This is a genomic window from Pseudomonas sp. LBUM1659 (assembly GCF_059716045.1).
Genome location: NZ_CP166797.1, coordinates 5,562,577 through 5,588,748, shown reverse-complemented (window position 1 = coordinate 5,588,748; position 26,172 = coordinate 5,562,577). Strand labels below are relative to the sequence as shown.

General features: G+C 58.5%; 23 protein-coding genes and 1 pseudogene. 14 read left to right on the top strand and 10 right to left on the bottom strand.

Annotation, left to right across the window (positions count from 1 at the left end):
* Positions 1-2 precede the first annotated feature (2 nt).
* Both ACA048_RS25470 and yjiA read left to right on the top strand, forming a co-directional pair.
* Complete coding sequence (locus ACA048_RS25470) at positions 3-200, top strand: YbdD/YjiX family protein (RefSeq protein WP_007895266.1); 198 nt, start codon at positions 3-5, stop codon at positions 198-200.
* A 172-nt stretch (positions 201-372) separates the two neighbouring features.
* Positions 373-1,344, top strand: coding sequence for a GTPase (yjiA, locus tag ACA048_RS25465; protein ID WP_497626782.1), 972 nt, complete (start codon positions 373-375; stop codon positions 1,342-1,344).
* A gap of 65 nt (positions 1,345-1,409) precedes the next feature.
* Here the strand turns inward: yjiA and glyA are convergent, their stop codons facing one another.
* Both glyA and ACA048_RS25455 read right to left on the bottom strand, forming a co-directional pair.
* Positions 1,410-2,663, bottom strand: coding sequence for a serine hydroxymethyltransferase (gene glyA / locus ACA048_RS25460; RefSeq protein WP_497626781.1), 1,254 nt, complete (start codon positions 2,661-2,663; stop codon positions 1,410-1,412).
* A gap of 173 nt (positions 2,664-2,836) precedes the next feature.
* Complete coding sequence (locus ACA048_RS25455) at positions 2,837-6,685, bottom strand: sensor domain-containing protein (protein ID WP_497626779.1); 3,849 nt, start codon at positions 6,683-6,685, stop codon at positions 2,837-2,839.
* 285 nt (positions 6,686-6,970) lie between these two features.
* Here ACA048_RS25455 and ettA point away from each other — a divergent pair, with 285 nt between their 5' ends.
* Entirely contained in the window at positions 6,971-8,635 is a 1,665-nt protein-coding gene (ettA, locus tag ACA048_RS25450) for an energy-dependent translational throttle protein EttA (protein ID WP_497626778.1), read from the top strand.
* A 152-nt stretch (positions 8,636-8,787) separates the two neighbouring features.
* Positions 8,788-9,128, top strand: a pseudogene (locus tag ACA048_RS25445) (NADP-specific glutamate dehydrogenase); the annotation flags it as partial.
* On the opposite strand, the gene ACA048_RS25440 reads toward ACA048_RS25445, so the two are convergent.
* The 3 genes from ACA048_RS25440 to ACA048_RS25430 all read right to left on the bottom strand — a co-directional run bounded on the left by ACA048_RS25440 (position 9,125) and on the right by ACA048_RS25430 (position 12,198).
* Positions 9,125-9,619, bottom strand: coding sequence for a GreA/GreB family elongation factor (locus ACA048_RS25440; RefSeq protein ID WP_497626777.1), 495 nt, complete (start codon positions 9,617-9,619; stop codon positions 9,125-9,127). The pseudogene ACA048_RS25445 and the gene ACA048_RS25440 overlap by 4 nt on opposite strands.
* Before the next feature lie 144 nt (positions 9,620-9,763).
* Complete coding sequence (locus ACA048_RS25435; RefSeq protein ID WP_497626776.1) at positions 9,764-11,617, bottom strand: Lnb N-terminal periplasmic domain-containing protein; 1,854 nt, start codon at positions 11,615-11,617, stop codon at positions 9,764-9,766.
* Between the two features lie 92 nt (positions 11,618-11,709).
* Positions 11,710-12,198 carry a DUF3015 domain-containing protein gene (locus tag ACA048_RS25430; RefSeq protein WP_497626775.1) on the bottom strand — a complete coding sequence of 163 codons (489 nt, stop codon included), beginning with the start codon at positions 12,196-12,198 and terminating at the stop codon, positions 11,710-11,712.
* Positions 12,199-12,477: 279 nt separating this feature from the next.
* Between ACA048_RS25430 and ACA048_RS25425 the strand changes: the two genes are divergently transcribed.
* Together ACA048_RS25425 and ACA048_RS25420 are read left to right on the top strand one after the other, a co-directional pair.
* A complete protein-coding gene (locus ACA048_RS25425; protein ID WP_497626774.1) occupies positions 12,478-14,916 on the top strand; it encodes a Lon protease family protein in 2,439 nt (812 codons plus the stop codon).
* Positions 14,917-15,268: 352 nt separating this feature from the next.
* A complete protein-coding gene (locus ACA048_RS25420) occupies positions 15,269-15,610 on the top strand; it encodes a PA4575 family protein (RefSeq protein WP_223515467.1) in 342 nt (113 codons plus the stop codon).
* Positions 15,611-15,615: 5 nt separating this feature from the next.
* On the opposite strand, the gene ACA048_RS25415 is transcribed toward ACA048_RS25420, so the two are convergent.
* Positions 15,616-17,445 (bottom strand): hypothetical protein, encoded by a 1,830-nt coding sequence (locus tag ACA048_RS25415; protein WP_497626773.1) that lies wholly within the window; start codon positions 17,443-17,445, stop codon positions 15,616-15,618.
* A 171-nt stretch (positions 17,446-17,616) separates the two neighbouring features.
* On the opposite strand from ACA048_RS25415, the gene ACA048_RS25410 reads away from it, so the two are divergent.
* From ACA048_RS25410 to bamJ, 3 genes are all read left to right on the top strand, one after another.
* The gene (locus ACA048_RS25410) at positions 17,617-18,105 is read left to right on the top strand and encodes a TIGR00645 family protein (protein ID WP_027924206.1); all 489 of its coding nucleotides are present in this window, start codon (positions 17,617-17,619) and stop codon (positions 18,103-18,105) included.
* Positions 18,106-18,316: 211 nt separating this feature from the next.
* A complete protein-coding gene (locus ACA048_RS25405; RefSeq protein ID WP_497626772.1) occupies positions 18,317-18,628 on the top strand; it encodes a DUF6482 family protein in 312 nt (103 codons plus the stop codon).
* 123 nt (positions 18,629-18,751) lie between these two features.
* The gene (gene bamJ / locus ACA048_RS25400) at positions 18,752-19,369 is read left to right on the top strand and encodes a BamJ family beta-barrel-assembly machinery protein (protein ID WP_497626771.1); all 618 of its coding nucleotides are present in this window, start codon (positions 18,752-18,754) and stop codon (positions 19,367-19,369) included.
* Positions 19,370-19,501: 132 nt separating this feature from the next.
* Here the strand turns inward: bamJ and ACA048_RS25395 are convergent, their stop codons facing one another.
* From ACA048_RS25395 to ACA048_RS25385, 3 genes are all read right to left on the bottom strand, one after another.
* Positions 19,502-19,759, bottom strand: a complete 258-nt coding sequence (locus tag ACA048_RS25395; protein ID WP_497626770.1) for a PA4570 family protein — start codon at positions 19,757-19,759, stop codon at positions 19,502-19,504.
* A 206-nt stretch (positions 19,760-19,965) separates the two neighbouring features.
* Positions 19,966-20,307 (bottom strand): zinc ribbon domain-containing protein YjdM, encoded by a 342-nt coding sequence (locus ACA048_RS25390; RefSeq protein ID WP_046028563.1) that lies wholly within the window; start codon positions 20,305-20,307, stop codon positions 19,966-19,968.
* Positions 20,308-20,495: 188 nt separating this feature from the next.
* Positions 20,496-21,464: a polyprenyl synthetase family protein gene (locus ACA048_RS25385; protein ID WP_007943981.1), complete on the bottom strand. Its 969-nt coding sequence runs from the start codon at positions 21,462-21,464 to the stop codon at positions 20,496-20,498.
* 240 nt (positions 21,465-21,704) lie between these two features.
* Between ACA048_RS25385 and rplU the strand changes: the two genes are divergently transcribed.
* The 5 genes from rplU (at position 21,705) to ACA048_RS25360 (ending at position 25,529) form a co-directional block, all read left to right on the top strand.
* The gene (gene rplU / locus ACA048_RS25380; RefSeq protein WP_003176051.1) at positions 21,705-22,019 is read left to right on the top strand and encodes a 50S ribosomal protein L21; all 315 of its coding nucleotides are present in this window, start codon (positions 21,705-21,707) and stop codon (positions 22,017-22,019) included.
* Positions 22,020-22,053: 34 nt separating this feature from the next.
* Complete coding sequence (gene rpmA / locus ACA048_RS25375; protein WP_007943982.1) at positions 22,054-22,329, top strand: 50S ribosomal protein L27; 276 nt, start codon at positions 22,054-22,056, stop codon at positions 22,327-22,329.
* Between the two features lie 193 nt (positions 22,330-22,522).
* Positions 22,523-23,746, top strand: a complete 1,224-nt coding sequence (gene cgtA / locus ACA048_RS25370; protein ID WP_497626768.1) for an Obg family GTPase CgtA — start codon at positions 22,523-22,525, stop codon at positions 23,744-23,746.
* Positions 23,747-23,933: 187 nt separating this feature from the next.
* On the top strand, positions 23,934-25,052 hold the full coding sequence (gene proB / locus ACA048_RS25365) for a glutamate 5-kinase (protein WP_027924199.1): 1,119 nt from the start codon (positions 23,934-23,936) through the stop codon (positions 25,050-25,052).
* A 12-nt stretch (positions 25,053-25,064) separates the two neighbouring features.
* Positions 25,065-25,529: a CreA family protein gene (locus ACA048_RS25360; protein WP_497626767.1), complete on the top strand. Its 465-nt coding sequence runs from the start codon at positions 25,065-25,067 to the stop codon at positions 25,527-25,529.
* Positions 25,530-25,716: 187 nt separating this feature from the next.
* Here the strand turns inward: ACA048_RS25360 and rpsT are convergent, their stop codons facing one another.
* Positions 25,717-25,995, bottom strand: a complete 279-nt coding sequence (gene rpsT / locus ACA048_RS25355; protein WP_007942340.1) for a 30S ribosomal protein S20 — start codon at positions 25,993-25,995, stop codon at positions 25,717-25,719.
* Between the last annotated feature and the right edge of the window lie 177 nt (positions 25,996-26,172).

The window sequence follows — 26,172 nt, the reverse complement described above, 5'->3', positions numbered from 1 at the left end:
ACATGTTCAATGACTTGAGTCGCCTCGGCAAATACCTCGGTCAGGCCGCGCGCCTGATGGTCGGCATGCCCGACTACGACAACTACGTCGAGCATATGCAGACCAAACACCCGGACAAACCGGTGATGAGCTACGAAATGTTCTTCCGCGAACGCCAGGAAGCTCGTTACGGTGGCAAGGGTGGGCCGAAGTGCTGTTGATCCGCTAGCGGCGGGTTATCAGATGTAATGTGGAGCGGGCTTTTGTGGGAGTGAGCCTGCTTGCGATGAGGGCGTGTCAGTCAGCATTGATGTTGATGACCCACCGCTATCGCGAGCAGGCTCGCTCCCACAGCACCGCTCCCTTTTTTTGTGCAGTAGAAGGAGATCCAGTTTGTCCTCTCCCATTCCGGTAACAATCCTCAGCGGCTTCCTCGGCGCCGGCAAGACCACGCTGTTGCGCCACCTGCTCAAAGCCGAGCACGGGCTGAAAATCGCCGTGATCGAAAACGAATTCAGTGATGCCGGTATCGACACCCAGCTATTGGGCGACGAGCCGGTACAAGTCATGACGCTGTCCAACGGCTGCGTCTGCTGCACCATCCACACCGATCTGACCAAGGCGCTTTACCTGTTGCTCGAACGCCTGGACAGCGGCGACATCGCCTTCGACCGTCTGGTGATCGAATGCACCGGCCTGGCCGATCCGGCTCCGGTGGCGCAAACCTTCTTCATCGACGAAGAACTGCGCGAGCGCTACATCCTCGACGGCATCATCACCCTGGTGGACGCGGCGCATGCCGAGACTCACCTGACCCAAACCATCGCCCAGGCGCAAATCGGTTTCGCCGACCGCTTGCTGGTGAGCAAGCGCGATCTGGTGGACGAGCCGACGTTCACTGCATTGAGTGAGCGCCTGACCCGCATCAACCGACGTGCACCGATCCGCGTGGTGGATCATGGCAAGATCGATTTGGCCGAATTGCTCGATGTGCGCGGTTTTAACCTGAATGCCGACCTCGGCGGTGGCGTGAGTTTGCGCCCGGTGAGCAAAGCGCCTTCCATTGACCGTATTTCCAGTGTGGTGCTGCGCACCGACAAGCCGCTGGATATCGACAAACTCAGTGAGTTCATGAACGAACTGCTGGAAGACCATGGCAAGCAATTGCTGCGCTATAAAGGGGTGTTGAGCATCTTGGGTGAACCGCGGCGGATGGTGTTTCAAGGCGTGCTGAAGTTGTACGGGTTCGATTGGGACACGGAATGGGCGGACGGTGAATCGCGTGAAAGCGTGATCGTGTTCATTGCCGATGATTTGCCGGAAGAGAAAATTCGCGAGGGGTTTGCGCGGGTGGCCGCCGACTGATTCGAGGGCATAAAAAAACCGGCCATCTCTGGCCGGTTTTTTATTGCTGCGATTTAGCGGTGCAATTAAGCGCCGTACACCGGCAGCTTCTTGCAGATAGCCTTGACCTTCTCACGAACGGCGTCGATCACCGCTTCGTTGTTCAGGTCTGCCAGGATGTCGCAGATCCAGCCGGCCAGTTCCTTGCACTCTGCTTCCTTGAAGCCGCGAGTGGTCACAGCCGGAGTGCCGAAGCGCAGGCCGGAGGTGACGAACGGGGAGCGTGGATCGTTTGGCACGGAGTTCTTGTTCACGGTGATGAACGCTTTGCCCAGAGCGGCATCGGCGTCTTTACCGGAGATTTCCTGCTTGATCAGCGACAGCAGGAACAGGTGGTTCTCGGTACCGCCGGAAACCACGTCGAAACCGCGCTCGATGAACACGCCAGCCATGGCCTTGGCGTTTTTCACCACTTGTTGCTGATAGGTCTTGAACTCAGGCTGCAGCGCTTCCTTGAAGCAGATCGCCTTGGCAGCGATTACGTGCTCCAGCGGGCCACCCTGGGCGCCCGGGAATACGGCGGAGTTCAGCTTCTTCTCGATGTCGGCGTTGGCGCGAGCCAGGATCAGGCCGCCACGTGGACCGCGCAGGGTCTTGTGCGTGGTGGTAGTCACGACGTCAGCGAATGGCACCGGGTTCGGGTAGACGCCAGCGGCGACCAGACCGGCCACGTGGGCCATGTCGACGAACAGGTAAGCGCCCACTTTGTCGGCGATTTCGCGGAAACGCGGGAAGTCCAGAATCTGCGAGTAGGCAGAGAAACCGGCCACGATCATTTTTGGCTTGTGCTCAACCGCCAGGCGCTCGACTTCGTCGTAGTCGATCAGGCCGTTGGCGTCGATGCCGTACTGGATGGCGTTGTACAGCTTGCCGGAGGACGAAACGCTGGCACCGTGGGTCAGGTGACCACCGTGGGCCAGGCTCATGCCCAGGATGGTGTCGCCAGCGGACAGCAGGGCCAGGTAAACGGCGCTGTTGGCTTGCGAACCGGCGTGTGGCTGAACGTTGGCGTAATCGGCGCCGAACAGTTGCTTGGCTCTATCAATAGCAAGCTGCTCAACGATGTCAACGAACTCGCAACCACCGTAGTAGCGCTTGCCCGGGTAGCCTTCGGCGTACTTGTTGGTCAGTACCGAGCCTTGAGCTTCCATCACCGCTGGGCTGGTGTAGTTTTCTGAAGCGATCAGCTCGATGTGTTCTTCCTGGCGCTGAGCTTCTTGCTCCATGGCGGCAAAAAGATCGGCGTCGTACTTGGCAATAGTCAAATCACGGCTGAACATGGCGGTCCTCAAGGATCGGGGCAGAAAAGGGGGCATTCTAACCCAACCGCTTTTAGATGGCATATGAAAGGACATCATGTCGCAGACAAGTGGGCTTCATGTCCAGATGTGCGGTGCCCGTCAGGGCCCCTTCGCGAGCAAGTCGAAGGGGCCGGTCGCTGCACCACAAAATCTCAGTCGAACATGAAAAGCGCATCATTGCTGAACTGCGCTTCAAACTGGCTGGGCGGCATCGGCCGGCCGAACAGATAGCCCTGAACCTCATCGCAACCATGCTCACGCAGGAAGTCCAGTTGCTCGTGGGTTTCCACGCCCTCGGCGATTACCGCCAGGTTCAGGCTGTGAGCCATGGCGATGATCGCCCGGGCGATTTGCGCGTCCTGTTCACCGGACGGCAGACCGTCGACAAACGTGCGGTCGATTTTCAGCACGTCGATCGGGAATTGCTTGAGGTAGTTGAGCGATGAATAACCGGTGCCGAAGTCGTCGACCGCGATGCTCAGGCCGAGGTTTTTCAACCCGGCAAGAATCTGCATCGCCTCGCTGACTTCGCGCATCAGGATACTTTCGGTCAGCTCCAGCTCCAGGCACGCTGGCGGCAGGCCGGTTTCCTTGAGGATGTTGGCGATCCGCGTGCCCAACTGGCCGTCGGAAAACTGCCGCGCCGAAATGTTCACCGAAACCTTCGGCACACGGACCTTCGTCTGGTGCCAGGTCTTGAGCTGGCGGCACGCTTCGCTGATCACCCAGTCACCGACATCCACCACCAGGCCGAGCTCTTCGAGCACCGGAATGAAGTCCCCCGGCGGCACCAGCCCGCGTCGCGGATGACGCCAGCGCAGCAAGGCTTCGGCACCGGTCAATCGTTTGCCATCGCCGCTGAACTGCGGTTGGTAATACAGCACGAATTCGTTCTGTTCGAGGGCATGGCGAAGGTCGCTTTCCAGCTCCAGCCGCTCCAGGGCGCTGGCGTTCATGTCCGCCTGATAAAACTGGAAGTTGTTTTTGCCGCGTTCTTTGGCGTGGTACATCGCCGTGTCGGCGTTCTTCATCAACTGGCTGAGTTCGTTGCCGTCCTGCGGGCTCAGGGCGATCCCGATGCTGGCCGTGACGAAGAACTCGCGGCCTTCCAGCACAAAGGGTTTCACGAGGCTGGCGAGAATCTGTTCTGCCACATGAATCGCCCGGTTCAGCGCGATTTCACGGTTGACCTTGGGTTGCAGCAACAAGGTGAATTCATCGCCGCCCATGCGTGCCACGGTGTCGTCGTCATCGACGCAGCCGAGCAGGCGCGTGGCCATTTCCTTGAGCATGCGGTCGCCGGCAGCGTGACCGAGGGAGTCGTTGATCGGTTTGAAGCGGTCGAGGTCAAGGAACATCAACACCACCCACGACTTCTGCCGTTCCGCCGATTGCAGCGCGGTGTGCAGGCGATCCTGGAACAGCGTGCGGTTGGGCAGGTGAGTCAGGGCGTCGTAGTAGGCGAGGCGGTGAATCCGCTGTTCACTGGCCTTGCGTTCGCTGATGTCGCTGAAGAAGCACACGTAACTGGCCAGATCACCTTCATCGTCGAGCACGGCCGTGATGCCGACCCAGGCCGGATAGTGTTCGCCACTGCGACGCTTGAGCCAGACTTCGCCTTCCCAGGTGTTGTTTTGATGAAGTTGCTTGAGCACGTAGCGCAGATGCGCTTCCTGCTGCTCGTCGACGGTCAGCATGTTCGGCAACTGGTCGAGCACTTGCTCCACGGCATACCCGCTGACGCGACTGAACGCTTCGTTGGCCTGAACGATGTAACCGGCCGGGTCGGTGATCAGAATGGCCGAGGTCGAGTGTTCAAATACCGTGGCTGCCATGCGCAGGTCTTTCTCGGCCCGGCGCTGCTGACTGATGTCGCGACCGACACCGAGCACGCCTTCGAATGCGCCGTGTTCGTCCCAGACCAGCACCACCCGCAGCTCGATGGGAATCTTGCGCCCGTCGGCCCGCAGGCAATCGAACAGAAACAATTGGGTCTGCACCTGGCTGCGCAACAGCGCCAGTTGCTCGGGTTTATCCAGCGCTTTGCCGACCCGGTCCATCAGGTTGAAGATGCCGGTCAGTTGTTGCGGGTTGGCGACGATCGATTGCCAGCCGTTTTGAAAGATCCATTCAGCGTCATAGCCCAGCACGGCTTGCACCGAGGGGCTGACGTAGTTGAGCGACAGCTTGCTGTCGGTGGAGAAAATCACGTCGCTGATGCTTTCAGCGAGCATCCGGTAGCGCTGCTCGCTATCGCGCAACGACTCACTGGCCTCGATCTGATCGGTGATGTCCTTGGCCACACCGATGATGCGCGTGACCTGATTGTGCTTGTCCCGTGCCAAGGCTTGTTCGCGAATCTCGAACCGCCGCCATTGGCCATCACGGTGGCGGAAGCGCAGTTGGCACTGCATCAATTGGCTGTAACCACCCTGGCGCTGGATCTGGCGTGAGCGGTGGTAGAAATCGGCGTCTTCGGGGTGCAGCAGGATTTCCCAGAAGTACTCACCCATTTGATGCAGTTCGGTGCGGTCGTAACCCAGGGTCTGCCCCAGGTGGTGGTTGCTGTAAATCATCCGCTGGCTGATCACGTCCTGCACGTACAGGTGATCCGGCACGGTGCGCACCACATCGGACCAGAACCCTTCACGTTCCAGCAGCGACAGCTCGATCAGCTTGCGGCTGGTGATGTCGGTGATGCTGAGGATCACGGCTTTATAGTCGTCCTGATCGACCGGCAGACGCAGGACCAGCCACAAATGCTGATCGCGGTCATGGGCGTCCTGCAGTTTGATTTCCAGCTCAAGCTGCTTCTGCTGATTGAACACCGCTTCGAGCACTTGATTGCCGATGGCGGTGCCGTCCAGCGGGTTGCCGTCGATCAGCAGGTCCCAGGCTTGATCGCAAGATGTGACGTTGAGCAGTTGCAGGGCAACCTGGTTGACCTCGGTGATGCGCAATTGCTGAAGCAGTTGTCGACGTTGTTCCGGGGAATCGAGCCAGGTTTGCAATTGTTCGCGGCTGTGCAGCTGAGCCTTGTCGAAAAAGCTCTTGAGCCCGGCCACGTCGAGTACGCAGAGGGCAACGCCGGTGCCTTCGAAAATGTCCTGATAACGTCGGCGACCCTCATTCAGTTGGCGTTGACGCCGGCGCATGTTCAGCAGTGCAATGAATGGCAGTAGAGAAAGCGCCAGCCCCAGCAGGCATTTGCCAATGAACGCCGGCAGCAGGTCTTCGAGCACGCGATGCCGATCAAACAACCCACGCAGTTGCCAGTCGCTGTTGCTCAAGGGAACGGTCAGCACACTGCTGGCCAGTTCATCCGGCGTCAGCACGGCTGGCGTGCTTGAGGGCAATGCATCATCGCGGCTGATGATCTGGCGATTGACCCGGTTTTCCACCAGCCACAGCGGGCGGATACCGGCTTCGTCTTGTTTGGTCAGGCCTGAGAAAAAAGTCGGCGTCAGGCGCAGGGCCCAATAACCTCGGGTGCTACCGCTGGCTTGATGCAACAGGAGATGCACCACCGAACCGTCATCGGCGTTGCTGAAATAGTGCGCCTGGGCGTGACTGCGCCGCACCAGTTCACTCAGGTAATCGGCGTCCTGGTTGTCATCGGCGCTGTCACTGAGGATTTTTCCGGAAGGGCTGAGCAACGCCAGGCTGCGCAGCTCGGGCAATGACCGTTGCAGCTTGCGCAGCAGTGCCTGCTGTTCGTCGGCGCTTTGCGGTTGTTCGACGATCGGTAGCAGGTTGAGGGCGATCTGGGCGTTGAGCGACATGTTCAAGCTGACTTGCGCGGCCAGATCGGCGGTGTAATCGATGGTGTATTGGCGTTGGCTTTTCTGGGTTTCGCGAAGCTGATCCAGCAACTGCCAGAACAGCAGGGCGAGCAGCAACAGGACGAGGGTGGCCAATGTGCCCTTCAAGGTTCCGCGCAGGGGCGAGCCGGTCGCAGGACTGGGGGCGCTCACGGAAATAGGCGGAGTGGCATTAGACAAACTGAAATCCTGCGGTTTGGCTGGGCTGGCGCGACGTGCACTATAAGTCGCACGCCCGAAGGGCGGCTAGCATGCCTTGAGTTGTGGCGAAGTGCCAGTCCCGCTCGGCTGGACTGCCTTCCGTCAATCAGGTAGCTTTGCCGGTTACGCGGGAGCGTTCCAGCTCCTAAACTCAGACTTTTTCAGCGCGCACGCATTGATCCCCATCAATCGGACGACGCGCACGGTCTGGTCGGGCTTTGCCTGCGCTCCAATCATTCATCTGTCACTGACCCAAGGTTCTCCATGGCTCAATACGTCTTCACCATGCATCGGCTGGGCAAAGTTGTTCCGCCGAAGCGGGAAATCCTGAAAAACATTTCTCTGTCGTTCTTCCCTGGCGCCAAGATCGGTGTACTGGGCCTCAACGGCTCGGGTAAGTCCACGCTGCTGAAAATCATGGCTGGCGTCGAAACCGAGTTCGAGGGCGAGGCCCGCCCGATGCCAGAGCTGAACATCGGCTACCTGCCACAGGAACCGATCCTGGATCCGACCAAGACCGTGCGTGAAGTGGTCGAGGAAGCGGTCAGCGTGATCAAGAACGCCCAGGCACGCCTGGACGAGGTTTACGCGGCTTACGCTGAAGAAGATGCCGACTTCGACAAACTGGCGGCAGAACAGGCCAAGCTCGAAGCCATCCTGCAAGCCAGCGACGGTCACAACCTTGACCGCCAACTGGAAGTCGCCGCCGATGCGCTGCGCCTGCCGGCGTGGGACGCCAAGGTCGAATTCCTCTCCGGTGGTGAAAAGCGTCGTGTGGCCCTGTGCCGCCTGCTGCTGTCCGCGCCGGACATGCTGTTGCTCGACGAACCGACCAACCACCTGGACGCCGATTCCGTCGCCTGGCTGGAGCACTTCCTGCACGATTTCCCGGGCACCGTGGTTGCGATCACGCACGACCGGTATTTCCTGGACAACGTTGCCGGCTGGATTCTGGAACTCGACCGCGGTGCGGGTATTCCGTACGAGGGCAACTATTCGGGTTGGCTCGAAGCCAAGTCCGATCGTCTGGCGGCCGAATCCAAGCAGCAGTCGGCTCACGAAAAGGCGATGAAGGAAGAACTGGAGTGGGTGCGCAAAGGCGCGAAGGCCCGTCAGTCGAAATCCAAGGCTCGTCTGCAACGCTTCGAAGAAATGCAATCGCAGGAATTCCAGAAGCGCAGCGAAACCAACGAGATCTACATCCCGGCCGGTCCGCGCCTGGGCGACAAGGTCATCGAATTCAAGAACGTCACCAAGGGCTACGGCGATCGCGTGTTGATCGACAACCTGTCGTTCTCCATGCCTAAAGGCGCCATCGTTGGCGTGATCGGCGGTAACGGTGCCGGTAAATCGACCCTGTTCCGCATGTTGATGGGCAAGGAAACGCCGGACTCGGGCAGCATCGAAGTCGGCGAAACCGTGCAGCTGGCGTGTGTCGATCAGAGCCGCGAAGACCTCGACGGCAGCAAGACCGTATTCCAGCAAATCTCCGACGGTTCGGATCAGATCCGCATTGGCAACTACGAGATCCCGTCGCGTACCTACGTCGGTCGCTTCAACTTCAAGGGCGGCGATCAGCAGAAGTTCGTCAAGGACCTGTCCGGTGGTGAGCGCGGTCGCTTGCATCTGGCCCTGACCCTGAAAGAGGGCGGCAACGTCCTGCTGCTCGACGAACCGTCCAACGACCTCGACGTTGAAACCCTGCGTTCCCTGGAAGAAGCCCTGCTGGACTTCCCGGGCGCCGCCATTGTGATCTCTCACGATCGGTGGTTCCTTGACCGCGTCGCGACGCACATCCTGGCGTACGAAGACGACTCGCAAGCAGTGTTCTTCGAAGGTAACTACAGCGAATACGAAGCCGATCGCCGCAAGCGTCTTGGCGAAGCGGCTACTCAGCCGCATCGTGTACGGCACAAGAAACTGGCCTGATTTCAGGTTGGTTGCATGAAAGAACGGAGCCTTCGGGCTCCGTTTTTTTGCGCATTTTTCAGAGGCGCCGTGTTGCGCCCTTCGCGAGCAGGCTCGCTCCCACACTGGCGTCGATCACATAACCCTGTAGGTGCGAGCTTGCTCGGGAAGCGTTGCAACGCAACGGCTGTAACTGTGTAGCGGAAGGGGCAAACATGCCGACCACCCTGGAGGTCGTGGACCTGTTTATCGAGGCGGGGATTCTGTTCGCGCCGGGCAAGGCTTCCAACGCGGGCGGTGTGGCGGTGAGCGGGCTGGAGATGTCGCAGAATGCCATGCGCCTGCTGTGGACCGGTGGTGAAGTTGACAACACGCTTCACGCGATCATGCAGTCGATCCACCATGCTTGCGTGCATTACGGTGAAGAGAACGGCCGGGTCAACTATGTCAAAGGCGCGAACATCGCCGGCTTCGTCAAAGTCGCCACGCCATGCTCGCCCAAGGCGTGTTTTAAGCCGGTTCGATGCGGGTGATCTCGATCAGTTGATCACCCGCCGGACGTTGCCACAGCACCTCGTCGCCGAGCTGCGCCCCGAGCAACGCCCGACCCAACGGGGAGCCCCAATTGATCAGACCCGCCGCCGCGTCGGCCTGGTCTTCACCCACCAACTGCACGGTTTGCCGGGAGTCGTGTTCGTCAGCGAACGTCACACGGCTGCCAATCTGCACTTTTTCAGTCGAGCTGGCGCAGGTCACTACCTGGGCGCTTTGCAGGCGCTGGTTGAAATACCGCAAATCGCGCTCAATATCCGCTTGGCGCTGCTTGTCTGCTTGCTCCCCTTTGGCCGATTGCTCGCTGTGCTGGTGTTGCAGTTCGGACACTTTCGCCTGCAATTGGGCCAGGCCCGCGGGCGTGACGTAATTGGGCTGCGCGCTGACCTGCCGTTCGACCGGCTGATCGGCTTGCGCGGCGGCGTTATCTTCGTTGACGAATGCCCGGCTCATGCTCTTCTCCCGTATAGCGTTTGGGCCATGGTGACAGGTATGTAGGAGCCCAGCTTGCTGGCGATGGCATCACCTCGGTCTGTCTGATTAACCGCATCGATGCCATCGCCAGCAAGCTGGGCTCCTACAGGTAAAGCGGGGCGGTCAGTAGTGATACCACTTCACCTCAAGCATCACTTCATTCTCGGGGGTGGCGAGGTGGCTGAATTCGCGCTGGGCGCTCAGGCGCAGGCCCAGGTTGCGGGACAGCTCCCACTGCTGATTCAGGCTGATGCTACGGCGCACTTCACCATTGGTGAAGAAATCGCCTTTGGTCTCCAGACTGAAATTACCCAGCGGGTTTTTCCACAGAACGCCGGTGTTGAAACCCGCCGCCGGGGCGATGAAACCGGCGAAGTCGTTGTTGTGTTCGATGCGCGCGGTACCCAAGGCAAAACCGAGCATGTCATCGCCCAGTTGCCAGGTGCCGCCGCCTCCGCCATTGATGTGGCTGACCAGGGTTTCGTCGTCATGTTTGCCCGGCACGCGTTCCAGGCCGCCAGTCACCTGCCATGACAGCGGTTGCAGCAGCTCGTTGCGTGGGGTGAAGGAGCGAATCGTCGCCAGATCAAGCTGCTGAAACTGCCAGTGATTGCCTTCGTACTGGCGCAGTTTCATTTGCAGGATTTCAATTTGTGCGCCGAGCGGGAAGCTCTCGGCGTTGTCGTTGAGGTCGTGATAGGCCATACGCAGGCCGTATTCGCCGAACGCCTTGTCACCCCGGGTGCCGATACCGGCCTGCCAGGTGCGGGATTCATGGCCATCCTCGGGCAGGCTAGGTTGCGGGATATCCAGTTCCGGCGCCGGGTTCTGGTTGATCGCCCGCAGCAATTCAAAACTGCGCTGAGCCTGCGCGGGGTCGCGTTCCTGGCCGTTGGCACGGTAGCGTTCCAGACGATAGGCGGCGTCGATGATCAGCGCCTGGCGATCCTTGGGTTGTGCCTTGAAGGCGGGTTCCTGCAACTGCTTCTGGTCAGCGCTGACTTTCAACACCCATTGCTGTTCATCAGGATTCAGCGGTTCGGCACGACTTAACAACTCACGCTCGCGGGACGGGCGATATTGAATCGATTCCACCAAACCGGCGGCTTTCACGGCTTTGACGGTGTCGGTAGGAATCGCGGTCAGCGGGAATTGCTCAGTCAGGCGCAGGCTCGGCCGCGCCACTTGCAGCAATTCAAGCAAGCGATAAGAGCAGTTTTCGTCGAAGAAGAAATAGTCGAATCGGACCTGCTTCAGCTCCCAGACGTGCTCGACCATGCGTTCGGTTTCTGGCGGGGTCAGGTTCAGCCGGTACTCCCACAAGTCCCGGTTCTCGAGGCTGCGGTATTCCGAGAGTTTTTCCTGATAGGGCACCAGCGAAAAAAGCCCCGGATAGCCACCCATCAAGCCTTTCCAGGCGAAGAGGATGCTGTTGTCCGAACCTTCGATGAAGGCGCCGAAGTTGATTGCGTAACTGAGCAGGGCCGTGTGGTCGCTTTGCACATCCGCCTGATCGATGCGCAGCAACGTGTGGCCGAACATCGATGACGGACTGTTCAAGTAAGCCGCCGGGAAAATCATCACCGCACTGTGCGGCGAGACGTCTTTGAACCATTGCTTGAACTCAGTGCAGGCAAGCGTCGGCAGACCGGTCAGGTTGAGCTGCGCCTTCAGCCAGCGGGTACGGGCCGGATAGACGCATTGGGCGTGTTGTTCGCCAGCACTGGTCGGGGCGTACAACGCTTGCACGGTGGCGGCCAGTTCACGGTCGGGGTGTTCGTTGCCGTCGGGCGCCAGGAAGAACGTCTTGTCGCTGATATAGCTGCGCCAGCCGCCGAGCTTGGCGGTTTCGTAGTGTCCCAGAGAAATCCAGAAGGGGTCATTGGCCAATTGCTGCAAACGTTGAGGGTCGATGTGCGGCGCAGCAGACAGCGGGGCGCAGACACAGAGCGCCAGCCAGGCAAGGCGTTTGAGCATAATGGGCAACTTAAGTCGAAAAAAACAAAGACCCAAAGAGGGGCAGGCCTAAAAAATAAATCCGCTCCCCGAAAGGAGCGGGCGGGTCGAGCTTAAGCTTGAGTGGCGTACTTGGCCAGACGCGGATCGTTCTTCAGAACGGCCAGGGTGTTGGTATGCACGTCTTCAGCGGTCACATCCGCCTTGCTGAAGATTTGCTGGAAATGCTCGTGAGTCACGGCGGCGAAATGCGCACGGTCTTCCGGCGCCACGCCCAGGACTACGGCGTAAGTGGTCAGCGCTTCGCCCTGACCTTTAGCCATGTCTTCGGACAGCTCGTTCATCATGCCGTTCATGGCAAACCAGGATTTGCCGCCGTAGGTCAGCGACGCATTCGTTGCGCAGCCATTGGTGCCGGAGGTCATACCAAAGGTCGCGTTGCCGGATGTGCCGTTGGTGATGGAGGCCATGAAGTGAGCCGGGGTGCCACGCTGACCTTCGAACAGCATGTTGCCCCAACCGCAATCCGGGCCGCCTGGGGCTTGCGCCATGGCGTTGAGGGATACAACGGTGAAGAGAGTACCGAGAAGAATCCGTTTCATAGCAATGTTCTCTTTGTGTGCATACCGATGGACAAGGGAGACTGGTGCCACTTTGGCGCCAGTTAGGCCGGTCATTAGTCCAGCCGCGCAGTTTGGAGTTTAGGCGCGATCCCGGGGTTCCGTGATTTTTTGCAAAACACCCGCTGAAATCATTGATTTGGCCCCGGCCCGCCTGGGGTTGCCAGTTTGTCTATGCTTTGGCTGGAGGCGCGCCTTGCAAGTGAGGTATGGGCAGCGCCAGAATGCCGCTATCTGCCCCGCCTGATGTAAGGAAGCCCGATGCCTGATCCTGTTGCTGCCAGCTTGCGTCTAGCGCCTGAAGCGCTGACCCGTCCGTTTTCCGCTGAACAGTTCAGCTTCTCTACCACCAATGATCTGGAGCCCTTCCGCGGTGTGCTTGGCCAGGAACGTGCGGTCGAAGCCTTGCAGTTCGGTGTGGCCATGCCACGCCCCGGTTACAACGTCTTTGTCATGGGTGAGCCTGGCACCGGCCGGTTCTCGTTCGTCAAACGTTACCTGAAAGCCGAAGGCAAACGCCTGCAGACCCCGGCGGACTGGGTCTATGTCAACAATTTCGATGAACCGCGCGAGCCTCGCGCCCTGGAATTGCCGTCAGGCACCGCGGGCGCTTTCATCGGCGACATCAATGGCTTGATCGACAACTTGCTGGCGACCTTTCCGGCGGTGTTCGAACACCCGTCCTACCAGCAGAAGAAAAGCGCCATCGACCGCGCCTTCAACCAACGCTACGACAAGGCGCTGGACGTCATCGAGCGTCTGGCCCTGGAAAAAGAAGTCGCCCTGTACCGCGACGCCAGCAACATCGCCTTTACCCCGATGAGCGAAGGCAAAGCGCTGGATGAAGCGGAATTCGCCCAGTTGCCGGAAGCCGATCGCGAACGTTTTCACGAGGACATTTCCGGCCTGGAAGAGCGTCTGAACGAAGAGCTCGCCAGCCTGCCGCAATGGAAGCGTGAATCGAGCAATCAACTGCGCCACCTCAACGAAGAAACCATCACGCTGGCGTTGCAGCCGTTGCTGTCGCCTTTGTCGGAGAAGTACGCCGAGAACGCGGCCGTGTGCGGTTACCTGCAAGCGATGCAGGTTTACCTGCTGAAAACGGTGGTCGAGCAACTGGTGGACGACAGCAAGACCGACGCCATTGCCCGCAAGCTGCTGGAAGAGCAATACGCACCGAGCCTGGTGGTCGGGCATTCAGCCAGCGGCGGTGCGCCGGTGGTGTTCGAACCGCACCCGACTTATGAAAATCTGTTTGGCCGCATCGAATACAGCACCGATCAGGGCGCCCTGTACACGACCTATCGGCAACTGCGACCGGGTGCCTTGCACCGGGCCAACGGTGGTTTTCTGATCCTTGAAGCGGAAAAAATGCTCAGCGAGCCGTTCGTCTGGGATGCGCTCAAGCGCGCCCTGCAATCGCGCAAGCTGAAAATGGAATCGCCATTGGGTGAGCTGGGCCGTCTGGCCACCGTGACCCTGACGCCGCAACACATCCCGTTGCAGGTCAAAGTCGTCATCATCGGTGCCCGTCAGCTGTATTACACGCTGCAAGACCTCGATCCGGACTTCCAGGAGATGTTCCGCGTCCTGGTGGACTTCGACGAAGACATCCCGATGGTCGACGAGAGCCTGGAGCAGTTCGCCCAGTTGCTCAAAACCCGCACCTCCGAAGAGGGCATGGCCCCGTTGACGGCGGATGCCGTGGCGCGTCTGGCCACCTATAGCGCGCGTCTGGCCGAACACCAAGGGCGTTTGTCGGCGCGGATCGGTGATCTGTTCCAGCTGGTCAGCGAGGCGGATTTCATTCGCGACCTGGCCGGTGATGAAATGACCGACGCGGGGCACATCGAGCGTGCGCTCAAGGCCAAGGCCACCCGCACCGGGCGCGTCTCGGCGCGGATTCTCGACGACATGCTGGCCGGGATCATCCTGATCGATACCGATGGCGCGGCCGTCGGCAAGTGCAACGGGCTGACGGTGCTGGAAGTCGGCGACTCGGCTTTCGGTGTGCCGGCACGGATTTCCGCCACGGTGTATCCGGGCGGCAGTGGCATTGTCGACATCGAGCGTGAGGTCAACCTGGGGCAGCCGATTCACTCAAAAGGCGTGATGATCCTCACCGGGTATCTGGGAAGTCGTTACGCCCAGGAATTCCCGCTGGCGATTTCCGCGAGCATCGCCCTGGAGCAGTCCTACGGTTATGTCGATGGCGACAGTGCGTCGCTGGGCGAGGCCTGTACGCTGATTTCGGCCTTGTCGAAAACACCGCTCAAGCAGTGCTTTGCGATCACAGGTTCCATCAATCAGTTCGGCGAAGTGCAGGCGGTAGGCGGGGTCAACGAGAAGATCGAAGGCTTCTTCCGGCTCTGCGAAGCGCGCGGGCTGACCGGTCAGCAAGGGGCGATCATTCCGCAAGCGAACGTTGCCACATTGATGCTCGACGAGAAGGTATTGGCGGCGGTGCGCGCGGGGCAGTTCCATGTTTACGCGGTGCGTCAGGCGGACGAGGCCTTGAGCCTGTTGGTCGGCGAGCCTGCCGGTGCGCCGGATGAGAATGGCGAGTTTCCGGAAGGCAGCGTCAATGCGCGGGTGGTGGAGCGACTGCGCGTGATTGCGGAAATGATCAGCGAAGAAGACCTCAAGGAAGCCGAAAAAGAGATGGCGCAAGAGGCGTTGGCAGAAACAAAACCGGCCTGATACAAATAATCAATGGGATCACACGGATCCACTGTGGGAGCGACGGTGCGACGATTCGACCTGCTCGCGATTGCTGACTTTCAGACAACAGAGATGTTGGATGTCAGTGCCTCATCGCGAGCAGGTCGAATCGTCGTACCGTCACTCCCACATTTGTTTTGTGTCAGTCGTGAAAAGTGCCATCACTCTGACGTCAAGCTTCACACAATGACCATTCGGCGCCTTCTGGTCTCGCCTGACGTACGGGGCGGACTTTTCTTCTATTCTCTGCTTCAAGGATGTCGACAGTAATCACTGGATCGAGACAGCTCCTCTGTGGGGCTGAATACCGGATCTACCGAGGGTCGCCGCCATGTCGCGCAACCTCTGCCTCACCCGTCAATGCCTGGGCCTTGTAACCCGTATCGAGTGTGCCATCCGCCCTCTGGCGGGAGATACGGGTATGTGGACCTTGCTCTTCGCCGCCGGGATGGCCGGCGAGCAGCCCTCGGCCATCAAGGCGCAAGGCCCGTTTCATGGTCCTATCGTGGCTGAATCAATTCTCGACACCATCGTTGAAAGCCTGACCTTGCACGGCTACGAACTGGCCGACGACCCACAAATCTGGTGCCTGCACCTGCAAGCCCAGTTGCGGGAAATCAACGGTGGCCGTTGCCGCAATCTCGGTGGCTTCGAGTACCGGCCCGATCACTGAACGGGTTATTGATCAAGTTCACTTGGATCAGCCTTGGATAGTTGAACCTCGAAACCATATTGCACGGTGGTGAGGTCGGTTCGCTGAAAGCTTTCCAGGCGTGTCGGCTGACCATAAAAGTAATGCACCTCGAATAACGCCGGGCCTTCGGCGCTTGCGTCATGCGTGACCGCAAGAATCTCTTTCAGATAGTTCCCGCTGTCGTCCTTGGCGAAAAATCGCCAGTCCTGCGCAGGGAACACTTTCACATCCACCACCAGCGCATTGCCTCTGAGCTCCAGTCCCTTGGGCAATTTCCGGGTGTCGAGCGTCTGCTTCTCGATCGTGGCCAGAAACAACGGCATGGAGCCCACTGCGTACGCTGGCGTTTGTGGAAACAGGTTCAGGTCGTAAGTGATCGTGCCGCGCAGAGGGTCGACCTGATACGCCTGCGATGGCAGTTCGATCGGCTCATCGCGTTTGCCGCTACTGTCCGCGGTAAAAAAACTGAGCGGGCTATCGCCGGGGCTGAAGGTGCTGCCGAGCAACTCGTCATTGAAGCTTCTGGGGTGATCGAATTCGATGCGCGCGGCGCTCGGGTCCTCCACCGACTGATTGACGTTGATGCTTTTTTTCAGCTGTTCCTCACTCAGTGTCGCGCCCTTGAGCCAGTTCGCCGTCTGATCGTCATACACCACTACCGGTAAGGTCAGTGGCGGGATGGTTTTTTTCGTGGTGTGCGGGTCGAAGCGGCGTATCGGCAGGTTTAGATCTTTGCGGGTTATGGTCGCGGCGGAGAAGTCCAAAAGGCTGACCTCAAGGGTCTCGATCGGCCCGTTGAAGTACACCTTGGAATATTGCTGTCCCTGCTGCTGCTCGAACGTGCGCTGTTCTTCATTGAGCTGTTGTTCGAACGCCTCGCTCCAGGCCTTCTGCTGCTGCATTTTCGCCAGTTGTTTTTGATAGAAAGCAATTTGCGTGGCGGTTTCATTGATCGAGCCTGCGCGCGCGAGAAATTGCCCTGTGGTGTCTTTGGCCTGAACAATCAGTGGAATCAACCGGGTTTCAGCGACTTCGGGGGGCAGTGGCGCGCTGTTGCTGTATTCAATTTCGGCGTAGTTCTTTTCAAGCTTCAGCAGGGTGACGCTGAGGTTGTCGTTGGTGCGCGTCTGTCCGACATCCTTTTTGGTCAGGTCGAAGCTGTAGAGCCGGCGTGGCGCGATCACTTCGACTTTGCCTTGCACGCTCACCGGTTGCGGCTGGTTTTTTTTGTCGACGTCCAGGCCGTTGATGAAGGGGTAGGTCACCGTCAGGTCATCGGGGCTGGTCAGGTTGGAGCTCGACGGGCTGAACTGGATGCCGGGATCGGTTTCCGACCATTCGGGCTGGAAGGGGATGACCCGTTTGTTGTTCAGTGTCACCGATTGCCATTCCAGGCCATGGGGGAAAAGGAACGCCGCCGGAATACTGAAATTGAAGGGGAATACCGGTTGCAGATCGGTCAGGTAATCGGAGCTGGAGTCCTTGTGCAGCACGAACAGGCCATTGATGTAGGTGTCGACCAGGGCCTGGGGCGTGGGGTAGTGCTTGAGCACGGCGAGGGCGTCTTCGCCGTATTCGGTTTCCACCGGTTTACTGTCGAGCTTGAGTTGCGCACGTTCGAGCAACAAGAGTGAGCCGCCAAGTTCAGAGACCGCGTCCTTGAGCTTCGGGTCCTGGATCTGATCCAGCGATTGCTCGAACTGTGCGGTTTTTTCCTCGAGACTGACCTGACGCTTGTCCTCGCTGGGCGAGCAGCCGCTCATCAGCAAGATCAGGCAAATGCCGGTACTCGTTAAAGGCAATCGCACATCCATTTTCCAGTCTTCCTGTCCGACGTCGCTGAGCAGTCAATAGTCTGGACACTAGCAGAAAAAATTTGTGGCACAGGCGCAGGTAGCGGATTTTTCGACGGTTTCTGGCTGCTTCTGGGTATAGACAGGTGGCTGGTATACTCGCGGCCATTTTCAACCCACGTGTGAGATTCAATGGAACGCTTTATCGAAAATGCAATGTACGCCTCCCGCTGGCTGCTGGCGCCGATCTACTTCGGGCTATCCCTTGGTCTGCTGGCGCTGGCGCTGAAGTTCTTCCAAGAGGTTTTCCACGTAATCCCTAACGTTTTCTCGATGGCAGAATCGGATCTGATTCTGGTGCTGCTGTCGCTGATCGACATGGCGCTGGTGGGCGGTTTGCTGGTGATGGTGATGATTTCCGGTTACGAGAACTTCGTCTCTGAACTGGACATCGATGACCACAAGGAAAAGCTCAACTGGCTGGGCACCATGGATTCATCTTCTCTGAAGATGAAGGTGGCCGCTTCCATCGTGGCGATTTCCTCTATCCACCTGCTGCGGATCTTCATGGACGCCAAGAACGTCGATCCCGAGCATTTGAAGTGGTACGTGATCATTCACATGACGTTCGTCGTGTCGGCGTTTGCCATGGGCTATCTGGACAAGCTGACCAAGCACTGATTCGTCCCCCCCCCTGTAGGAGTCTGGCTTGCCAGCGATGGCATCACCGCGGTTTATCGTCAGACCAAGTTGATGCCATCGCTTGCAAGCCAGGCTCCTACTAGGGAATTTGGTCGAACCGGACGGGTGGTGTGATTTCTGGCTTGTACTTTGATTCGCCGAGGCCTATCCCTGTAAGTAGTCTTGGCTCGCCACTGTATGAGGTGCATTCATGAACCTTGTTGAACTACGCGCTTATGCCATCGCAGGGAAGGTCGATGAGTTGAATCTGATCTCCATGGAGGGCGGGATCTACCTGCTGGAGGCGCGCATGCATGGTGCCGCGTATCCGCTGAGTGATGCCCACGACCAAATGTTTCAACTGCGCTCGGTCGAGCATGCTCGTGAAGTGCTGCATGACTTCCCTTCCTTACCCTTCAATCTTGTTCACGCCTCGGTTCATGATGAAATGTGCGGGCTGGGTGCGATCGAGGGGGAAAACCTGAAGGTGCCGATAGCCTTCCGCTCTTCCTGGCATCACTGACGGCTCTCATCAACACAATGACATCTGTGCTAGTCTGCTGGCCCTTTTGGTTCCGGGCGCTCTCCGGGATGCGCTGTGCGAGCACGGCGAGTTCCTGAGCCGTCCGCACAGCGGAGCAATGTCATGTCCGAAGTAAATCTGTCCACCGACGAAACCCGCGTCAGCTACGGTATAGGCCGTCAGTTGGGCGACCAACTGCGCGACAACCCTCCACCGGGCGTTAGCCTGGATGCGATCCTGGCTGGCCTGACTGACGCCTTCACCGGCAAAGATAGCCGTGTTGGCCAGGAAGAAATGTCCGCGAGCTTCAAGGTCATCCGCGAAATCATGCAAGCCGAAGCCGCTGCCAAAGCTCAAGCCGCTGCTGGCGAAGGCCTGGCCTTTTTGGCTGAAAACGCCAAGCGTGATGGCATCACCACCTTGGCTTCCGGCCTGCAGTTCGAAGTACTGACTGCCGGTGAAGGCGCCAAGCCAACCCGTGAAGATCAAGTGCGTACGCATTACCACGGCACCCTGATCGACGGCACTGTGTTCGACAGCTCCTACGAGCGCGGCGAGCCGGCAGAATTCCCGGTTGGCGGCGTGATCGCTGGCTGGACCGAAGCCCTGCAACTGATGAACGCCGGCAGCAAATGGCGTCTGTATGTGCCGAGCGAACTGGCTTACGGCGCTCAAGGCGTTGGCAGCATTCCACCGCACAGCGTATTGGTATTCGACGTCGAACTGCTCGACGTTTTGTAATCCGGATCGTGTGATCAACGTGATCCTGTAGGAGCGAGGCTTGCCCGCGATTGCATCACCTCGGTTTTGAACTGAAACCGAGTCGCCTGCATCGCGAGCAAGCTTTTCTCCTACAAGTTTTTTCAGCGTTTCTCATAGTTCGATCTTGTGGTGCAGTTCACTCGACGGGCGCAACGCCCGGGCGTAGCAGAACAGAAACAGATTACGCACCAGTTCCTTGAGCACCACCGGCTCGCTGGAACTCAAGTCGCTGACGTCCAGATCCCCCTGATCCTGCAGCTCGCTCAAGGCTTCTTCTTCAAGCACCGCACAGACTTCCCCGGTTTCCCGATGCAGGATCCTGAGGTAAGGGTGTGGGCGGTCCAGCCAGGCATCGATCAAATAAGTCATGTCTTATCTCCATTGAATAGATTTCAATGAGAATAATTCTTATTCATCAAATAGCAAGAGCCTATTGGCGCTTTGTGCTTTTTTCCGGGTAAAGATTGCGTAAGGTCAAAACGGCTGGCGTTTGGCTATTGCGCGTGTAGGCGGGATGAAGCGGGAGGAGGGCGAAGCAGCATCCCACGCAAGGCGCGGGATGGAATACAGCCGGTTCAGACTTTTCTGACGAACTCGGATTTGAGTTTCATCGGGCCGATGCCGTCGATCTTGCAGTCGATGTCGTGATCGCCATCGCACAGGCGGATGTTCTTGACCTTGGTGCCGACCTTGACCACCAGCGACGTGCCTTTGACCTTTAGGTCCTTGATCACGGTGATGGTATCGCCGTCCTGCAGGACATTGCCGACCGAATCCTTTTTCACGGTGTCATCGGACGCCACGTCGGCTTCGCCGCTGGCAGACCATTCGTGCGCGCACTCGGGGCAGATCAGCTGTGCGCCGTCTTCATAGGTGTATTCGGAGTTGCATTTTGGGCAGGGTGGCAACGTGCTCACTAAAGCTCCTTGAATTCAGGACGGCTAAAAAGCGCACATTATATAGGGTTTTAGGCAGGTGGTGGGGCAGCGCGTTCCTTGTAGGAGCCGGGCTTGCCCGCGATTGGATCACCGCGGTTTATCGTCAGACCGAGTTGATGCCATCGCTGGCAAGGCTCCTACAGGGGCGGGGTTCTAACAAGTGGGTATCAGTGAGTGCGGGCTACCGCAAATTCACTCAGCTCAACCAATGCATCGCGATACTCGCTGGCAGGCAGCGCGTCGAGGCATTTGATCGCACGTGCCACGTAATCACGGGCCAGTTGCGCGGTGTATTCCAGCGAACCAGAGGCTTCTACCGCTTCGCGGATGCTTTCCAGGTCTTCGATGCCACCTTTCTGGATCGCCTTGCGCACCAGTGCCGCCTGTTCTGGCGTGCCTTCGCGCATGGTGTAGATCAGCGGCAAGGTCGGCTTGCCTTCGGCCAGATCGTCGCCGACGTTCTTGCCCAGGGTTTCCGCGTCGCCTTTGTAATCCAGCAGGTCGTCGACCAGTTGGAAGGCCACGCCCAGGTGGTCGCCAAAGGTGCGCAGGGCTTCAGCCTGTTCCGCTGTGGCTTCGCAGAGCGCGGCAGCACTGTGGGTCGAAGCCTCGAAGAGCATCGCGGTCTTGCCGCGGATGACTTCCATGTAGGTTTCTTCGGTGGTGCTGGCGTCACGGACCTTCGACAGCTGCAACACTTCGCCTTCGGCGATGATTCGGGTCGCTTGCGAAAGGATCTTCATCACCGGCATGGAGCCCAGTTCGACCATCATTTCGAAGGAGCGCGAATAGAGGAAGTCGCCGACCAGCACGCTCGGTGCGTTGCCCCACATGGCGTTGGCGGTCGAGCGGCCACGGCGCATGCCGGACATGTCGACCACGTCGTCGTGCAGCAGGGTGGCGGTGTGCAGAAACTCGATGGTCGCGGCCAGCAGACGCAGGTCATCGCCTTCGCGGCCCAGCGCCTTGCCACACAGCAACACTAATAAAGGACGCAGGCGTTTACCGCCGGCCGAGGTAATGTAATCGCCGATTTTCGATACCAGCGGCACTCGGGAAGTCAGCTGTTTCTTGATGATGCCGTCGACGGCGCTAAAATCGTCCGCCACCGCGCGGTAGAAAGCTTGGGGTTGCATCAGCGACAGTTGCTCCAGAAGGGTTGCGCGGCATGCTAGGACCCACGTCGGCGAGTGTCAAGGCGCGATGGACGGCCTCTTGCATCGCCCCGGTAGCTTGCGTACAATCGCGCACCCTGAACTTCCTGGGCAGCACCTGCCTTACGCAATTGCAAACCGGCCTTCCAGCCATATGCAGCCATGCCAGCCAATACCTCTTCTTATAAAGAGCTGGGTGAGCAGGATTATCGGAGAAATACCATGTCGTACGCAGTAATTGTTACTGGTGGCAAGCAATACAAGGTCGCCCCAGGTGAATACCTGAAGATCGAAAAACTGGAAATCGCTACCGGCGAATCCGTTACTTTTGATCGCGTTCTGTTGGTCGCCAATGGCGATGACGTGAACATCGGCGCTCCAGTTGTTGCTGGCGCTACCGTTGTGGCTGAAGTGATCTCCCAAGGTCGTCACGATAAAGTCCGCATCATCAAGTTCCGTCGTCGTAAGCACCACATGAAGCGTATGGGCCACCGCCAGTGGTACACCGAGATCAAAATCACCGGTATTCAGGCTTAATTTCAGCCTAATTCCTCACTAGGAGAATTGACTCATGGCACACAAAAAAGCTGGTGGTAGTACCCGTAACGGTCGCGACTCAGAAGCCAAACGCCTTGGCGTGAAGATGTATGGCGGCCAGGTTATCATTCCGGGCAACATCATCGTGCGTCAGCGCGGCACCCAATTCCACGCCGGTTACGGTGTTGGCATGGGTAAAGATCACACTCTGTTCGCTAAAATCGACGGCGTGATCAAGTTTGAAGTAAAAGGCGCTTTCAACCGCCGTTACGTAAGCATTGTCCCGAAGACTGACGTCGTCGCGGCATAATTACGTGGTTGCTGGAAAAGCCCTGTCTTGCGACGGGGCTTTTTCGTTTGTGGGGTGAGTCTCTTGCAAAGCTGTTTGTGATGGGCTCCAGCGCAGGTTTTGCGGTCGTTGATTGAGGTCGCTGCGCTCATTTTTGCAAGAGTCTTATGTCTAGATTTTTTCGGCTCGTCCGTATGGCGAGAGGCGTTTTGTTATGAAGTTTGTTGATGAAGTATCGATTCGAGTAAAGGCCGGCGACGGCGGCAACGGTTGCATGAGCTTCCGTCGCGAAAAATTCATTGAAAACGGCGGCCCGAACGGCGGTGACGGTGGTGATGGCGGCTCGGTCTACATGATCGCCGACGAAAACCTCAATACCCTGGTCGACTACCGGTACACCCGTCACTTCGATGCCGAGCGCGGTTCCAACGGTGGCAGCACCGACTGCACCGGCAAGAAAGGTGAAGAGCTGGTGCTGCGCGTACCGGTCGGCACAACTGTCATCGATGCGGCCACTCAGGAAGTGATCGGCGACCTGACCAAGGCTGGTCAGAAGCTGTTGGTGGCTCACGGCGGCTGGCACGGTCTGGGTAACACCCGTTTCAAATCCAGTACCAACCGCGCTCCGCGTCAGACCACTCCGGGTAAACCGGGTGAGGCGCGTGACCTCAAGCTGGAAATGAAAGTACTGGCTGACGTCGGTCTGCTGGGCTTGCCGAATGCCGGTAAAAGTACCTTTATCCGCTCGGTCTCGGCCGCCAAGCCGAAAGTTGCCGACTACCCGTTCACCACCTTGGTGCCGAACCTCGGTGTGGTCAGCGTCGATCGCTGGAAGAGCTTCGTGGTCGCGGACATTCCGGGCCTGATCGAAGGTGCTTCCGATGGCGCCGGCCTGGGGATTCGCTTCCTCAAGCACTTGTCGCGTACCCGCTTGCTGCTGCACCTCGTCGACATGGCGCCGCTGGATGACACCAGCGCACCGGATGCTGCTGAAGTGATCGTCAGCGAGTTGACCAAGTTCAGCCCGTCCCTGGCTGAGCGTGATCGCTGGTTGGTGCTGAACAAGTGCGACCAGATCCTTGAAGAAGAGCACGACGCTCGCGTCAAGGAAATCGTTGATCGTCTGGAGTGGGCTGGTCCGGTTTATGTGATCTCGGCCATCTCCAAGCTCGGTACCGAACGTCTGTGCCACGACATCATGCGTTACATGGAAGATCGTGCTGATCGCCTGGCGAACGACCCGGCTTACAAGGAAGAGTTGGCAGAACTCGATCAGCGCATCGAAGATGAAGCGCGTGCTCAGTTGCAGGCCCTGGATGACCAGCGTGCCCTGCGCCGTAGCGGCGTGAAGTCGGTTCACGACATCGGCGACGATGATTGGGATGAAGAAGATGTGGATGACGAAGACGGTCCGGAAATCATTTACGTGCGTGACTGATTCTGTAGGAGCAGGGCTTGCCCGCGAAGGCGGTTTATCTGTCTGACCGCGGTGTTATCATCGCTGGCAGACCGGCTCACTAAGCGCCGCTCAATCGAGCGGCGTTTTAGTATCTGGAAATCGGTAGTCACGAATAACGTTACGGGCAGCGCTGGGTCGCGCTGTCCTCAAGCTAAGGTTGAAGATGATGCGGAGCAAGGTGACAGGTGCGCAGCGTTGGGTCGTGAAGATCGGCAGCGCTTTGCTGACGGCGGACGGTAAAGGCCTGGATCGCGCAGCAATGGGTGTCTGGGTCGAGCAGATGGTGGCTTTGCATGAAGCGGGTGTCGAACTGGTGTTAGTGTCTTCCGGTGCGGTAGCTGCGGGCATGAGTCGCTTGGGCTGGACCGTACGACCCAGTGCGATGCACGAGTTGCAGGCTGCTGCTGCCATCGGTCAGATGGGGTTGGTGCAGGCATGGGAATCGAGCTTTGCCGAGCATGGCCGGCACACCGCGCAGATTCTCCTGACGCACGATGACTTGTCCGACCGCAAACGTTATCTGAACGCCCGCAGCACCTTGCGCGCACTGGTGGAATTGAAAGTGATCCCGGTGATCAACGAAAACGACACTGTGGTGACGGACGAAATCCGTTTTGGTGACAACGACACGCTGGCGGCGCTGGTGGCCAACCTGGTCGAGGCCGATTTGCTGGTGATTCTCACGGATCGCGATGGCATGTTTGACGCTGATCCGCGCAACAACCCCGACGCCAACCTGATTTACGAGGCGCGCGCCGATGATCCGGCGTTGGATGCGGTGGCTGGCGGTACGGGTGGTGCGTTGGGGCGTGGCGGTATGCAGACCAAGTTGCGTGCAGCGCGTCTGGCGGCTCGCTCTGGGGCACACACCATCATCGTTGGTGGGCGCATTGAGCGCGTGCTGGATCGCCTGAAAGCAGGGGAGCGCATCGGCACCTTGCTCTCGCCTGAGCGCGGCATGCTGGCGGCGCGCAAGCAATGGCTGGCCGGGCACCTGCAAACCCGTGGCACGCTGGTCTTGGATGGTGGTGCAGTGAAAGCGCTGGCCCAGGACCATAAAAGTTTGCTGCCGGTGGGCGTCAAGCTGGTGCAGGGCAGCTTCCGTCGCGGCGAAATGGTGGTGTGTGTGGCGCCGGATGGTCGCGAGATCGCCCGTGGCCTGGCCAATTACAGCGCGCTGGAAGCGCAAAAAATCATCGGTCAGTCGTCTGAGGCGATTGTCGGTCTGTTGGGTTACATGGCGGAGCCGGAGCTGGTTCACCGCGATAACCTGATTCTGGTCTGAAGGAATACCTGAATGCGTATAGCAAAAGGATTGTTGGGTCTGCTGCTGGCGATGCCGCTGCTGGCTTCGGCTGAGGAAATTGGCCAGGTATCGACGGTGTTCAAGTTCGTCGGCCCGAACGACCGTATCGTCGTCGAGGCGTTTGATGATCCGAAGGTCGATGGCGTGACGTGCTACCTGTCGCGCGCCAAGACAGGTGGCGTTAAGGGTGGTCTGGGTCTGGCTGAAGATCGCGCCGAGGCCTCTATCGCTTGCCGTCAGGTCGGGCCCATCAGTTTCAAGGGTGAGCTGAAGGATGGCGATGAGGTGTTCAAGGAGCGCACATCGCTGGTGTTCAAGACCATGCAGGTGGTGCGTTTTCTCGACAAGAAACGCAATACGCTGGTGTACCTGGTCTACAGCGATCGTTTGATCGAAGGCAGCCCGCAGAATGCGGTGACGGCGATTCCGATCTTGCCGTGGACGCACGCTCAATAACCTGGCGCAGATCCAAAATGTGGGAGCGGGCTTGCTCGCGAATAGGGAGGATCAGTCGACACAAATGTCGCCTGAGACACCGCTTTCGCGAGCAAGCCCGCTCCCACATTTTTTTTTGTACTGGATTCACTAAATCGCAGGCAATAAAAAACCGACCCTGAGGTCGGTTTTTCAACAAGCTTATCGCTTAAGCGGCAACAGCAAGGTTCAGAGCCTTGACGTGACCGTTCAGGCGGCTCTTATGACGAGCAGCCTTGTTCTTGTGGATGATGCCTTTATCGGCCATACGGTCGATTACTGGCACGGCCAGAACGTAAGCAGCTTGAGCTTTAGCAGCGTCTTTTGCGTCGATGGCTTTAACTACATTCTTGATGTAGGTACGAACCATGGAACGCAGGCTGGCGTTGTGGCTGCGACGCTTCTCAGCCTGTTTTGCACGTTTTTTGGCGGAAGGTGTGTTGGCCACCGTCGAGCTCCTCGAAAGACTTTTTAGGAAATAGCAAACAAAATAGGCCGCGAATCATGCCGATGAGTTGATGTCTTGTCAAGGGCGGTTGAGACGTTCCGCTAAGTGGTAGGTATAAAGAGGCGGGATATTTATTTCCGGCGCTTGACCTGTAAACTCGCGAGCTTTGGCTCTGTG